The 12,147-nt window shown below is 64.4% G+C and carries 24 protein-coding genes; 23 read left to right on the top strand and 1 reads right to left on the bottom strand.

Annotation, left to right across the window (positions count from 1 at the left end; translation table 11 throughout):
• Window positions 1-312 (top strand): hypothetical protein (locus UU9_RS18170; RefSeq protein WP_007081486.1); only part of this gene is annotated, 312 nt, incomplete at its 5' end.
• 200 nt (window positions 313-512) lie between these two features.
• On the opposite strand, the gene UU9_RS17910 is transcribed toward UU9_RS18170, so the two are convergent.
• Entirely contained in the window at window positions 513-662 is a 150-nt protein-coding gene (locus tag UU9_RS17910; RefSeq protein WP_156804248.1) for a hypothetical protein, read from the bottom strand.
• A gap of 235 nt (window positions 663-897) precedes the next feature.
• Here UU9_RS17910 and UU9_RS09255 point away from each other — a divergent pair, with 235 nt between their 5' ends.
• From UU9_RS09255 to UU9_RS09150, 22 genes are all read left to right on the top strand, one after another.
• Window positions 898-1,185: a hypothetical protein gene (locus UU9_RS09255; RefSeq protein ID WP_007081484.1), complete on the top strand. Its 288-nt coding sequence runs from the start codon at window positions 898-900 to the stop codon at window positions 1,183-1,185.
• A 159-nt stretch (window positions 1,186-1,344) separates the two neighbouring features.
• Window positions 1,345-1,728, top strand: coding sequence for a YkvA family protein (locus UU9_RS09250; protein WP_156804247.1), 384 nt, complete (start codon window positions 1,345-1,347; stop codon window positions 1,726-1,728).
• A gap of 69 nt (window positions 1,729-1,797) precedes the next feature.
• Entirely contained in the window at window positions 1,798-2,232 is a 435-nt protein-coding gene (locus UU9_RS09245) for a GNAT family N-acetyltransferase (protein ID WP_007081482.1), read from the top strand.
• 73 nt (window positions 2,233-2,305) lie between these two features.
• Window positions 2,306-2,737 (top strand): GNAT family N-acetyltransferase, encoded by a 432-nt coding sequence (locus UU9_RS09240; RefSeq protein WP_007081481.1) that lies wholly within the window; start codon window positions 2,306-2,308, stop codon window positions 2,735-2,737.
• Window positions 2,738-2,851: 114 nt separating this feature from the next.
• The gene (locus UU9_RS09235; RefSeq protein WP_007081480.1) at window positions 2,852-3,445 is read left to right on the top strand and encodes a YdeI/OmpD-associated family protein; all 594 of its coding nucleotides are present in this window, start codon (window positions 2,852-2,854) and stop codon (window positions 3,443-3,445) included.
• 263 nt (window positions 3,446-3,708) lie between these two features.
• Window positions 3,709-4,089, top strand: a complete 381-nt coding sequence (locus UU9_RS09230; protein WP_040670687.1) for a cupin domain-containing protein — start codon at window positions 3,709-3,711, stop codon at window positions 4,087-4,089.
• On the top strand, window positions 4,089-4,715 hold the full coding sequence (locus UU9_RS09225) for a glutathione S-transferase (protein WP_007081478.1): 627 nt from the start codon (window positions 4,089-4,091) through the stop codon (window positions 4,713-4,715). Before UU9_RS09230 ends, UU9_RS09225 begins: the two co-directional genes overlap by 1 nt.
• Window positions 4,716-4,788: 73 nt before the next feature.
• Window positions 4,789-5,418, top strand: coding sequence for a dihydrofolate reductase family protein (locus tag UU9_RS09220; RefSeq protein ID WP_007081477.1), 630 nt, complete (start codon window positions 4,789-4,791; stop codon window positions 5,416-5,418).
• Between the two features lie 49 nt (window positions 5,419-5,467).
• Window positions 5,468-6,079, top strand: a complete 612-nt coding sequence (locus UU9_RS09215; protein ID WP_007081476.1) for a hypothetical protein — start codon at window positions 5,468-5,470, stop codon at window positions 6,077-6,079.
• Window positions 6,080-6,152: 73 nt separating this feature from the next.
• Window positions 6,153-6,404, top strand: coding sequence for a hypothetical protein (locus UU9_RS09210; RefSeq protein WP_040670678.1), 252 nt, complete (start codon window positions 6,153-6,155; stop codon window positions 6,402-6,404).
• 331 nt (window positions 6,405-6,735) lie between these two features.
• The gene (locus UU9_RS09205) at window positions 6,736-7,263 is read left to right on the top strand and encodes a GNAT family N-acetyltransferase (RefSeq protein ID WP_007081474.1); all 528 of its coding nucleotides are present in this window, start codon (window positions 6,736-6,738) and stop codon (window positions 7,261-7,263) included.
• Window positions 7,264-7,312: 49 nt separating this feature from the next.
• On the top strand, window positions 7,313-7,762 hold the full coding sequence (locus UU9_RS09200; protein WP_040670676.1) for a helix-turn-helix domain-containing protein: 450 nt from the start codon (window positions 7,313-7,315) through the stop codon (window positions 7,760-7,762).
• Window positions 7,763-7,782: 20 nt separating this feature from the next.
• Window positions 7,783-8,205 (top strand): VOC family protein, encoded by a 423-nt coding sequence (locus UU9_RS09195; RefSeq protein ID WP_040670674.1) that lies wholly within the window; start codon window positions 7,783-7,785, stop codon window positions 8,203-8,205.
• Window positions 8,202-8,423 (top strand): hypothetical protein, encoded by a 222-nt coding sequence (locus tag UU9_RS09190; RefSeq protein WP_007081471.1) that lies wholly within the window; start codon window positions 8,202-8,204, stop codon window positions 8,421-8,423. Before UU9_RS09195 ends, UU9_RS09190 begins: the two co-directional genes overlap by 4 nt.
• A complete protein-coding gene (locus tag UU9_RS09185; protein ID WP_007081470.1) occupies window positions 8,420-8,698 on the top strand; it encodes a hypothetical protein in 279 nt (92 codons plus the stop codon). The genes UU9_RS09190 and UU9_RS09185 overlap by 4 nt, the downstream gene beginning before the upstream one ends.
• A 67-nt stretch (window positions 8,699-8,765) precedes the next feature.
• Window positions 8,766-9,236: a YybH family protein gene (locus UU9_RS09180; RefSeq protein WP_040670672.1), complete on the top strand. Its 471-nt coding sequence runs from the start codon at window positions 8,766-8,768 to the stop codon at window positions 9,234-9,236.
• A gap of 129 nt (window positions 9,237-9,365) precedes the next feature.
• A complete protein-coding gene (locus tag UU9_RS09175) occupies window positions 9,366-9,743 on the top strand; it encodes a nuclear transport factor 2 family protein (RefSeq protein ID WP_007081468.1) in 378 nt (125 codons plus the stop codon).
• A gap of 54 nt (window positions 9,744-9,797) precedes the next feature.
• A complete protein-coding gene (locus UU9_RS09170) occupies window positions 9,798-10,205 on the top strand; it encodes an SRPBCC family protein (RefSeq protein WP_007081467.1) in 408 nt (135 codons plus the stop codon).
• Window positions 10,206-10,296: 91 nt separating this feature from the next.
• Entirely contained in the window at window positions 10,297-10,515 is a 219-nt protein-coding gene (locus tag UU9_RS17315; protein ID WP_007081466.1) for a hypothetical protein, read from the top strand.
• Complete coding sequence (locus UU9_RS09160) at window positions 10,512-11,192, top strand: cation efflux transmembrane domain-containing protein (protein ID WP_007081465.1); 681 nt, start codon at window positions 10,512-10,514, stop codon at window positions 11,190-11,192. The genes UU9_RS17315 and UU9_RS09160 overlap by 4 nt, the downstream gene beginning before the upstream one ends.
• Window positions 11,185-11,745, top strand: coding sequence for a YdeI/OmpD-associated family protein (locus tag UU9_RS09155; RefSeq protein ID WP_040670671.1), 561 nt, complete (start codon window positions 11,185-11,187; stop codon window positions 11,743-11,745). Before UU9_RS09160 ends, UU9_RS09155 begins: the two co-directional genes overlap by 8 nt.
• Window positions 11,742-12,128 carry a hypothetical protein gene (locus UU9_RS09150; RefSeq protein ID WP_007081463.1) on the top strand — a complete coding sequence of 129 codons (387 nt, stop codon included), beginning with the start codon at window positions 11,742-11,744 and terminating at the stop codon, window positions 12,126-12,128. Before UU9_RS09155 ends, UU9_RS09150 begins: the two co-directional genes overlap by 4 nt.
• Window positions 12,129-12,147 lie beyond the last annotated feature (19 nt).

Raw genomic sequence — 12,147 nt, 5'->3', positions numbered from 1 at the left:
GGAATAGATCAGAGCATCCCTTACGGTCGCAAGTGGGCGCCTGTTCTTTTCGCGTCGCAGATCCCGGTGCTTGCTCTCCCCGGGTTCAAATACCAGTGGTTCACCGGTGCCGAGCTGGGGGTAGCCATGCAGTTTGGTGGCGGCTCCAGTCGACTGGGCTTCAGCGCCAACCTGGGAGCCAATGGGCAATTCTTCCTGGGCACGGACGTAACGGAGTTCGCCGTCGGCGTTAACCTGTTCGCCGTTGTCGCGCTGGTGCTTCTGGTGCGCTCCAACATCTCGTTCAAGGCGGACGGCCTCGCGGCCGCGTGAACCCAGCGTCGGCTGGTCGGCTGGCGCATTGGAATTCGATGATGGCCGCATACGCCCGTTTCGTTGGCCTGGTGCCGTAGCGGAAGGCAGCCATGGCACACCGGTCATCATCGACGATGGCGCCTGATGGTCCGTCCAGGTGGGCGCCACGTCATGACGCACGTTATTCAGGGGGTCAGCCATCCATGCCAACGATTGTGTTATGCGACCACGGAAACCAGGATCAGGGTTTCCTGCTCGTCGCCGGGAGCGAGGCCATCTTTGCTTCTGGTGCGCGTGACGTTGTGCTCATGGCTTTGCCATCCCGGCTTGCTTCGCCGATCGCGACTTTCCTGCAGAAGTTCAGGCATGCCGAGTTCAGGGCCGACTTGATCGGCGCGGATTCGGGCGGTCGGATTTCCTTCGCGGTGACGCCTGACATAGCATTCCTTGTCTCGCTTGACGCTTGCGGCGCCGGCTCGTGGTCTGCGGGCACCATCGGTGGCGGCAGCTGCCGCTTGCTCGGCGACAACTAGCCCCACCGGCGTCCCGTTTTGCGCAGGAACGCTCCGGCTTTGCCGCCACCCAACTCCAGCGTCAGATCGCATGTCGCATACCAAGGCACATCGAAGCACCGATTCGGATCTCACCCTTGGTGGCCGCGCGGCGGCGGCCGCCGGGTCGCTGTTCTTCTCCGCGCCTCTCATGGGCCTGCTCTGGCTGCTCATCAACAGCCAGATCGCTCCCCTCTCGGACAGTGCACTACCCGTCTGGGCGCTGGGCGGAGCCATCGCCGGGTTTGTCATTCTGTCCTTCGCTTTTCCTCGCCTCGCCCCGAACGTCTTTGGCTGGCTCTGCGACCTCCTGATGCGCCTGGCCCGATGGCTGTGGTAGCGCATCGCGGCCCGCGTTTATCCGGGGTAGTGTTCGTCCAAGGCGAGGCCCGCGGTGATCCAGTGCAAAACTCCGCTATCGCCCGGTATACGCGATCAGCCTAACCGCACAGCCACGGTGGACGGCTCTGCCGCCGCCTGATTCCCGCGTTGGGACTACATGCCGATGATGTCGATCAGGAAATGGGCGAAGCGCCTCAAACATCAGACCATGGTGGTTTACTACGCTGCCCGCGACCCTCGCACGCCGTGGTTTGTCCGGCTGCTCGCCCTGGCGGTGGCGGCGTATGCACTCAGTCCCATCGACCTCATCCCGGATTTCATTCCGGTATTGGGCTATCTGGACGACCTGATCATCGTCCCGCTCGGACTGGCGCTGGTGGTTCGCCTGATTCCCGCCGATGTCGCGGCGTCCGCAAAAGAACAGGCTTTGGCCGCTTCCCGCCGGCCAACTAGCCGCGTCATGGCGGTACTCGTTGTTACGCTGTGGGTCCTGACGCTGGGCGGGCTCGGCTGGTGGGTATTTCGCAAGGTGCACACCTGACCGTTCATACAGGCGACCGGCTGCGTCGACGTTCAATTCAGGCATCGGGCATGGCATGAGGGATTTCCTATGACTAGCGAGATATTCGTGGCCGATTCGGACGAGGAGATCCTGTCGTGCTTTCCAGCCTTCAGCGCGCTGCGGCCACACCTTCAGGAACAGTCGTTCCTGTCCCAGGTACGGCGGCAACAGGCCCAGTCCTACCGGATCGTTGCGTTGAAGCATGACGGCATGGTTCAGAGCGCCGCCGGTTTCCCATTCGCCGAGTTCCTGGCGTGGGGAAAAGTCCTTTACATAGACGACCTGACGACGCTGCCCGAGGCAACGTCGCGGGGCTTTGCCGGTACGCTCATGGACTGGCTGATGGCTCACGCCAAAGCCAATGGGTGTCAGGGGCTGCATCTGGACACGGGGTATACGCGGCATGCGGCTCACCGGCTGTATCTTCGCAAGGGCCTGCAGTTCAATTGCCATCATCTGGCGCTCGATCTGGGCACGGCCTGACCATTCACTCAAGCCCACGCTCCTGCGCGCGCGGCTCGATCTGGACATCAACCCCTCAAGCATTCCACCCCCTATGGAAGAACTTCGGATCACCACAGAAACGGCCGAGCTGGACCTGCCGCTCATCCACCGCTTTCTCTCGGAGCAGACTTACTGGGCCAAGGCCATTCCCTTCGCCGTGGTCGAGCGGGCCGTTGCCCATTCCCTTTGTTTTGGCGGCTTTCTCGGCACGCGACAGATCGCATTCGCTCGCGTCATTTCCGACTACGCCACGTTCGCCAACCTGGTGGACGTTTTCGTTCTGCCCGAGCACCGCAGCAAGGGCTACAGCAAGGCGCTCATGAACGCGGTCTTTGTCCACCCGCAACTTCAGGGGCTGCGCCGGTTCACCCTCGCCACCGGGGATGCGCATGGGCTGTATGCCCGGTTCGGGTTTACGGCGCCAGCGCATCCGCAGACGCTCATGGAGCGTTATGTCCCGGATATCTATGCAGCCGCGCCCTAGCGTGTGCACTTGCTGTGGCCATGGCCTACAGACTGCATATCGAACGCGAGGGCGATATCCAGCAAACTGGCGAGCCCCTCGCGAACCGAAAGATGGACAAGGGAAGCACCGCGAATGAAAGCCCGACCCGCGCTTGCTGCCGACCTGCCGATGCTTCACTTTGAGCAGCCATCGGACTGGGCGGCTTGGCTGGATGAAAATCACGCCTCCTCGCCCGGCGCGTGGCTGCAGATCGCAAAGAAAGGCGCCGACGCGACGTCGGTGTCCTATGACGAAGCCATCGCCGTTGCACTTTGCTTTGGATGGATAGACGGCCAGAAGAAGGCGCACGACGATCGATTCTGGCTGCAGAAATTCACCCGACGCTCGGACAAGAGCGTCTGGTCGAAGATCAACCGGGACAAGGCGCTTGCCCTGGTCACGGCCGGGAAGATGAAACCGGCCGGGCTCAAGGAGATGGAACGGGCAAAGCTCGACGGGCGCTGGGACGCCGCCTACGACTCGTCCGGCAAGGCCACGGTGCCGGGCGATTTCCAGTCCGCGCTGGATGACAATGCGCGGGCCAAGGCATTCTTTGACACGCTCGACAGCCGGAATCGGTACGCGGTTCTGTACCGGATTCAAACCGCCAGGAAGGCCGAAACGCGCGCCAAACGCATTTCGCAGTTCGTGCTGATGCTGGAGCGGCACGAGAGAATCCATCCATGAGCGCTGCAGGGGCCGTTGCCGCGAGTTGACACGCAGTGCAAGGAGACGCGGGGCACGGGCATCGCGATCCGAAAGGACCTGCCAAACGGCCTGCATCACCTGCCGTGGCGCCGCAAAAGTATGATGCTGCCAGGCCTTCGCCGCGAGCGCCCCGGGTTGTGCTGGCGCGCAGGCTTCGCCTGGTAACGGCATGGCTGCTGCACGCTGACGGCTTGTTCAAGGCCCGGTTCCGGCGCCGCTCAACTCCACTGTTGGACCGCATCATGGATCATCGTATTTCGGGCACCGACACGGCGGAACACTACACCTGGGGCGGCGTCTGCGACGGCTGGCACCTGCTCAAGGATGCGACGCTCAGCGTGATCCAGGAGCGCGTCCCGCCGGGCGCGGGCGAGGCGGCGCATTTTCATTCGCGCGCACGCCAGTTCTTCTACGTGCTTTCCGGCACGGCGACGATGGAGTTCGAGCATGAGGCGGTGACGTTCGCTGCCGGCCGGGGGCTGCATGTCCCGCCGGGCACGCCGCACCGGTTCGTCAACCGTTCGGACGCCGATGTGGTGTTTCTCGTCATATCGTCGCCCACGACGGCCGGCGACCGCACCAACCTGCCAGGCACGACGCCACCCCATACGGAGGAAAAGTGATGCGACTGATCGGCATGCTCGATTCGCCCTATGTGCGGCGCGTCGCCATTTCGCTGGAATTTCTGGGCGTCCCGTTCGAGCAGGACGCGATCTCGGTATTCAGCACGTACGAGGCGTTTCAGCGCGTCAACCCCGTCGTGAAGGCGCCAACGCTGGTGTGCGATGACGGCGAGGTGCTGATGGATTCCTCGCTGATCCTGCAGTTCGTCGAAGCGACCCGAACGGGCGGCGATTCGCTTTGGAGCCTCGGCGATGCAACGCGCATGCAGCACGAGATGCGCGCCGTCAGCCTGGCCCTGGCGGCCTGCGAGAAGAGCGCGCAGATCGTCTATGAGCGCAAGCTGCGACCATCGTCCGCGCAGCACGAGCCGTGGGTGCAGCGGGTGCAGGGGCAGTTGCTGCAAGCCTACGCCGGCCTGGAGCGCGAGGTGCAGACTCGTCAGCCTGTTTTTGCGGAGCCGCGCCGTCAGGCCAGCATCACCGCCGCTGTCGTCTGGCAGTTCACGCAATCCATGCTGGCGCCGATCGTGGCTGCGGAGAACTATCCGGGCCTGGTGGCGCTGTCCGCCCGCATGGAGCGCACGCCCGAGTTCCTGAAATATTCACCGGTGGGCCCGGGCGTCTGATCGGCTGACGCGTCGATGCGACAAACCCGGACCTGGTCCACGCTGGCCCGGCACGCGAACCCGCGAGGAAATCATGAGCAAGGTTTTCGTCAACATCGGACTGAGCCTCGATGGCTACATGGCGCCGGAAGGGATGACCATGGGCAGGCCCGAGTACAAGAACTGGGGCGCCAAATGGGGCGCGATGATGGCCTGGATCCTCAACCAGCGGTACTTCCGCGAGAAGCTGCTCAAGCTCGATGGGGGAGAGACCGGCCCGGTCAACGATCTGGTCCGCCACACGGCCGAGCGCAGCGGCGCCAACATCATGGGCAAGCGCATGTTCGACCAGGGCGAGAGCGCCTGGCCGGAGGAGGCGCCGTTCCACACGCCGGTCTACGTGCTTACCCACCAGAAGCGCGAGCCGTGGGTACGCCCTGGCGGAACGACGTTCCACTTCGTCAACGACGGGCCGGAGCGTGCGCTGGAGCTGGCCAGGGAATCCGCCGGCAGCCGCGATATCCGGATTTCGGGTGGGGCGGACGTGATCCAGCAGTACCTGAACCTCGGTGTGGTCGACGAGCTGGAAATCGCGCTGGCACCCGTGCTGTTCGGCAGCGGGCGGCGCCTGTTCGAGAACCTGCACGAGCCCGGCCCGGCGTTTCGCATCGACCGCGTTCTGGACGACCCGGCCGCCACCCACTTGCGCTATGTGCGCCAGTGATGCCCAACAACGATTCGCTGCACCCGACACCCCACACCAGGACGCGCCCATGTCGAAAACAAATGGATTTCTTTCCGTATACGCCGGCCTGCTGACCGTATTGCTGCTGGGCGGCCTGGCTTATGGCGCTGGAAAGCATGCCGTCACGGCCGATGAGATAACGGTTCAACGCATCAACATCGTCGAGCCGGATGGCACGCCACGGCTGATTATTTCCAACCACGCGAAGCTGCCCGGCGTACTGGTACATGGCAAGGAGAAGCCGCTGGATCGACCGCAGGCCGGTCTCATTTTCCTCAATGACGAGGGATCCGAAATTGGCGGACTGATCTTCGGCGGAAGAAAAGACAAGGATGGAAAGGTGCGTGATTCTGGCGGCAGCCTTTCATTCGATCGCTATGAAGCCAACCAGGTGGTGCAACTGCTGGGCGTCGACGATTCGGACGACCGCTTCGCCGGGCTGGCGATCTCCGACAGCCCGTCCGGCAACGATGTTCGGCGCAGGATCTGGCTCGGGCGCGGCGATGATGGCGAAGCCTCGTTGGCACTCCTCGATGGCGCCGGCAACAAGCGTATCGTCATGAAGGTCGCGGAGAATGGCGAGTCCAGCATTTCCGTTCTGGATGCCACGGGCAAAACGGTCAAGGAACTATTGCCTTGAATGGCACCGACCCGACCACGAGCAGCGCGCGCAATATCCGTCCCCATCCCAGACCATATGGAGCAGGTCCCTGATGAAATGTCCTCACTGCCATACCTCGATCAGCGTGTTCTCGAAAGAGATGAACCGCTTCGGAAAACGCAAGCTCTGTCCCCACTGCGGTGAGGGCGTCACGCTCGGGGTGAGGTTCGCGTCGGTGGCGCTGTGGTTCATCCCTGCGATCGCCATTTCGCTGGTGCTGCATCGTTGGCTGGGCGGCGGTGCAACCGCCCTGGCTACCGTCTTTCTGTTGCTGCTGTCCTTGAGGCTGAAGCCGGCGGCATAGCTCCGGGGATCCCTGCATCATTTGCACGGCACGGATGCCTCGAGCCATATCCCGATCCGGGCCGGGCTTTCAACAGGAGAACGACATGTGCGGAGCAAAACGGAGTGGCTATCTTTTCATGGCGGCCGGTGGCGTGTTCTTTCTGGCGGCGTACCTCGGCACGCAGGTCGCCTTCTATGGAATCGCGGCCGCTTTCATCGCTATCGGTGCTTCCCGCGTGGCCCGGGCCGGGCGTCGTTAGCACGCCAAGGCCCCACGACGAGGCCTGACCGTGATTCCGGCAGGCCGGTTCGCGGCTGCTCACCCTATCATCCGACACCGCGGGAGACCCATGCCGCCCGAGACACTGATCAGACCCTGCCTGCCCGGCGACGAGCACGCGCTTGCGCTTGTGGGCCAGGCCACGTTCCTGGAAACCTTTGCGGGCCTGCTGGCCGGCCCGGACATCATCGCCCACTGCACCAGCGCCCACGCGGTGGCGTTGTATCGAGGTTGGTTGGCCGATCCCGATTGCCAGCTGTGGCTGGTCGAGACGCAGCAGGGTCGTGCGCCAGTCGGCTTCATGCTGGTGGCGCCAGCGCGGCTGCCGCTGCCCGATCTCTCCCCACGGGATCGGGAGATCAAGCGCATCTACATGCTGGGCAAGTTCCAGGGCGGCGGCACGGGGAAAAAACTGGTGGCCGAAGCCCTGGTGCATGCGCGCGCCCGCCACGCCGCACGCCTGTTGCTTGGCGTATATGCGGGCAATGACGACGCGATCGGGTTTTATGAGCGGATGGGTTTCGGCAAACTGGGCAGCCGCCAGTTCGACGTGGGCGGGCAGAGCTACGACGACAACATCATGGGCATGCCGGTGTAACGCGCGAAGGCCAGCGCCGCGCGACTCCGGCGCCGGGCACGGAGACACGATGAGTCAGAGTCCCGAACTATTGCGGCGATTGCTGCGCGCGAAGGATCGGATGGACGGCGCTCCCCAGGAGCCGTGGCCCATCAGCCGGCTGGCGCAGGTCAGCGCGGTTTCCGAAGCACACTTTGCGCGCCAGTTCGGAAAGGCCTTCGGCATGCCGCCGCACCGCTACCTGCTGACACTCCGTATCGAGCGCGCCATCGCCCTTCTGCGCGATACCGATCTGCCGGTTACGGAAATCGCGTACCAGACCGGCTGGAACAGCCTGGGCACATTCGGGCGCATTTTTCGCGACATCACCGGCGAAAGTCCCGGCGAACGTCGCGCCCGCGAGCGGCCGGCCCCGCACGGGCAGCAGACGCCAGAATGCCTGATGCGTGCCGCGCATCGCCCGGATCTCAAGACCGCAGTTTTGGAGAAGCGGCGGCGGGAGGCAGACGGTAAAACATAGATCCAATCAGCGGAGGCTCTATGAATCAAGGCATAAATGTAGCGGGCGTGTACGTGCGGGATCAGGACGAGGCACTGGCGTTCTATGTCGACAAGCTGGGTTTTCGCGTGCACACGGATGCCCGCAACGGCGATTACCGGTGGCTCACCGTGCAGCATCCGGAACAGCCCTCGTTCCAGCTCGGCTTGTTCAAACCGGGGCCGCCGATGCACGATGCGGCCACCGCGCAAGCGCTGTGCGAGGCCGTGGCCAAAGGCGCCATGCCGCCCCTGGTGCTGGCGGTGGACGACTGCCGTGCGGCGTACGAGCGGCTGAGTGCCAGCGGCGTCGAGTTCATGCAGGAGCCGGTGGATCGCTACGGCACCGTGGATGCCGGTTTCCGCGACCCGTCCGGCAATGGATGGAAGATGATCGAAAGCTCGCCGTCGCGGGAGGCGCAATGAACCGGGGCGGCTGGATGCGGCAGAGCCATCGCTGGCTGTCCATCGTTTTCACGGCAGCCGTGGCCGCCAACTTCATCGCCCGTGCGCTGGCACCGGGCGAGCCGCCATCGTGGCTCACCTACTCGCCGCTGCCACCGCTTTTTCTGCAGCTGTTTACCGGCCTGTACCTGTTCGCGCTGCCGTATACCCGCAGGGGACGCGGCGTACCGCAAGCATGACGCTGGCCATGCGCGAGCCGCTGTTGACGATGGCCCGGTCGGCCCTGGAGCAGGTCGAACCGCTCGCGGCACAAGGCTGGGCGCCGGCGCAAAGCATCGCCCGGCAGTTGCGCTGGTGCGTGGCGTTTGCGTCCGGCCAGCCCGGCCAGGAGCGGCCCGGCCCGTTCTCCATGGGGCTGATCGCCGCGCGCGAGCTGGACATGTACGGCCACATGCCAGAACTGGCGGAGGTCATCAATCAGATTCAGCAGGAAGTCGAGCGCGCGCTGGCGTAGTCTCCGTGCGATGGGCGGCTCGCCGCCGCTTCGTTGCAGCGTCTGGCCACTGAGCTACGGAGGCACCATGAAAGCGTTGATCGCTGGAATCGTCTTGCTGGCCGTATCCATGGCGACCTCGGCACAACCGCTGAAAGCCGAAGCCGCCGTGCGGCAGACGGTGCAAGCCTTCTATGCGGCCTTCAACACCCACGGGTTCGACCATGCGGCGGATTTCACCACCGACGACTGGAACCACATCAATCCGTATGGCGGCAGGACGCGCGGCCGCGCGCAGGTTCTGAAGGAACTGCATCAGGTACACGGCAGCTTTCTGAAGGGCGTCTCGGACAACATCGAGCAGCTGGACGTGCGGTTTGCGGGCAAGGACGCCGCGGTCGCGACCGTGACCAGCCGCATGAGCACGTTCACCAGCCCCGACGGCATCAGGCACGTGAACGAGCAGCACATACGCACGTTCGTCCTGACCAGACGCGGCGCGCGCTGGTTGATCATGCAGGATCAAAATACCGTGGTGACGCCACCGCCGGGACACTGAGGGTCCAGCATCAGGCGCGGCGTTCGGCCTTGTCGGTACGCCAAGGGTGGCGACCCATCGCGTCGAAGGCCCGGACGCGCGTACCGTTCCACGCCTGACCGTTCAAATCGCCTTTACGAGGAGCACGCCATGGCCGTTCCCAGCAAAACCGATATCGCCGTCGAGTTTCTGTCCCTGTGCGCATCCGGAAGGGTGCGGGAGGCCTACGACCGCCACGTGGCCGAAAACTTCCGGCACCACAACGCCTATTTTCCCGGGGACCGCGATTCGCTGCTGACGGCGATGGAGCAAAGCGCGCAATCGGAGCCGAACAAATCGTTCACCGTGCGGCAGACGATGGAGTCGGCCGATCGCGTCGCGACGCTGTCCCACCTGCGCCGCGCGCAGGTCGACCTGGAATACGCCGTGGTCCACATCCTTCGTTTCGAAGACGGAAAAATCGCCGAGATGTGGGACGTCGGCCAGGAAATCCCGCGGGATTCCCCGAACCGGCTCGGCATGTTCTAGCCTCGGTGGCGCGCGACGACCCGATCGTCGCTTGCATTGAACAGGAACCCCACGATGAAGCTCACCGTTGAAGCCCTCGCCCACGCGCCCGTCGCCAAGGTCTGGGCGGCCTACACCACGCCGCAGGACATCAGGCAGTGGAACGCCGCGTCCGACGACTGGCACACCACCCGGGCCAACGTCGACCTGCGCGTGGGCGGCGAGTTCTCGTCGCGCATGGAAGCCAGGGACGGCAGCGCCGGCTTCGATTTCGCCGGTACCTACACCCGGGTCGAGCCGCACGCCTTGATCGAATACACGTTCGGCGACCGGGTAGGCCTGGTCGAGTTCGTGGCGGTGCCGCAGGGCATCACGGTGCGCGTCACTTTCGATGCGGAGACGGAACACCCCGCCGACATGCAGCGCCAGGGCTGGCAGGCGATCCTGGACAACTTTGTCCGGTACGTCGAAGGCCATCGGTGACGCGATGCGCGTGCCGGCACGGTTCCGACGTTCGATGCACAGACCACGCCTTCCGCCGCGACTCCTGCCTGGCGCGTCCGGCGCGTGCGCCATGGCGTCGATGCTGTTCGGATTCTTCTACTACGCGCTTTACTGGCGCTATCGCGAGTTGTTCAATGAGGACGGACGCTACCTCGACCCGCACGACCTGGTCGTGCATCACGCCCAGGCCGCGCTGCTCGCGCTGCCGGCATGCGGGTTCGCGCTGCTGGCCATCGCATTGTTTGCCGTCCACAGGATCCATCGCCGGTCCAGGAGGAAAACCCCATGAGTGATTGCTGCTCCGGCAAGGCATGCCAGCTCGACGCATTGCGCCGGCGGCAGACATCGACGCTGAAGATCGTGTTGCTGATCAACGCGGCGATGTTTTTCGCCGAGTTCGTTGCGGGGCTGGCCGCGGGGTCGGTCGCGCTGGTCTCCGATTCGCTGGACATGCTCGGTGACGCGCTGGTCTACGGTTTCAGCCTTTATGCGGTGACCGAGAGCCTGCGGACGAAGGCGGTCGCGGCCCGCATCAAAGGCCTCATCATGGCCGCGTTTGCGCTGGCGGCGTTTGGCCAGGTGGTCTATCGGCTGCTCGTGCCGCAGGTCCCTGCCTTCGAGGCCATGGGCACCGTGGGCCTGCTGGCGTTGCTGGCCAACGGTGTGTGTTTCGCCCTGCTGTGGAGCCATCGCGCCGACGACATCAACATGAGCTCGGTGTGGCTGTGCTCGCGCAACGATCTGATGGCCAACGTGGCGGTCATCGCCGCCGCCGGCGGTGTGCTGCTGACGCATTCGGGGTGGCCCGACATGGTGGTGGGCATTGCCATTGCGGCGCTTTTCACCCGCTCCGCCATCACGGTGCTGTCGCAGTCGCGGCATGAGCTTCGCCGCGCCGACGCCGGTGATCAGCCAATCCCATCGACGTCAATCCCATCGACGTCCGCGGGACGATCCCATGAGTGAAGAAGTTGGAACATCCGTGTTCGAGGCGGAGCTGCTTGGCCCCGCCAGTGCCGGCAAGGACGCGACCTGGGCGTTTCTGGTCCTGCCCAAAAGCGCCAGCGACCGGCTTCCGCGACGCGGCCGGACGACGGTGACCGGCACCCTCGACGGCCGCGCCTTTCAGGCCACGCTGGAGCCGGATGGCCAATTGAGCCACTGGCTGAAAGTGGGCGAGGCGCTGCGGAAGGCGGCCGGCGTGCAGGTGGGCGACAAGGTCACGGTGACGATCAACCCGGTGGCGCAGGAACCGGAACCCGCGTTGCCATCCGATCTGCACGACGCGCTGGCGGCATGCCCGGAAGCCCGGGCGGTTTGGGACGACACCACGACGCTGGCGCGGGTGGACTGGATCCACTGGATCGAGTCGGCCAAGCAGGCCAAAACGCGGCAGAAGCGGGTGGATGAGGCCTGCGACAAGCTCGGCTCCGGGCAGCGGCGTGTTTGTTGTTTCGATCCGTCAGGGTTCTACAGCAAGGGCCTAAGCGCACCAAAGGCGGCGGAGTCGGACACATGAATCGGATCTTCGGACTTCGCATGAGGCACCTTCCCTGCCTCGCGCTTTTCGCGGCGTTCAGCGCCATCGCGGGTTCGGCGCCACCGCTGCCAATCCAGCCAGGCCAATACACGTTCCGGCACCGGTTCGCCGAACAGCCCGACCTGCCGAGCATTTCCTTGACGGCAACAATCCGCGGCCATCACATCGTCTTGATCAATCCCGGCGAAAACCGCGTGTTTCCGCACGGCGTCGTGGCCGAAGGCACCCTGATGTGGAACGTGGCGATCAAGCAGTGGGTCATCGGCACGGATGCGGCGGATCGTTCCACGCACGAAGCCGGTGGCTGCAGCGAAGGGCCCGAGGTGGTCGATCTTGTGAACCGTGTCTACTGGACCTGCTAGCCCGACGCCTGACGGAAGA

The organism is Rhodanobacter fulvus Jip2 (genome assembly GCF_000264315.1).
GTDB classification, from domain to species: Bacteria; Pseudomonadota; Gammaproteobacteria; order Xanthomonadales; family Rhodanobacteraceae; genus Rhodanobacter; species Rhodanobacter fulvus.
The sequence above is the reverse complement of the archived record's forward strand: the minus strand, read 5'-3'. Positions and strand labels throughout refer to the sequence as shown.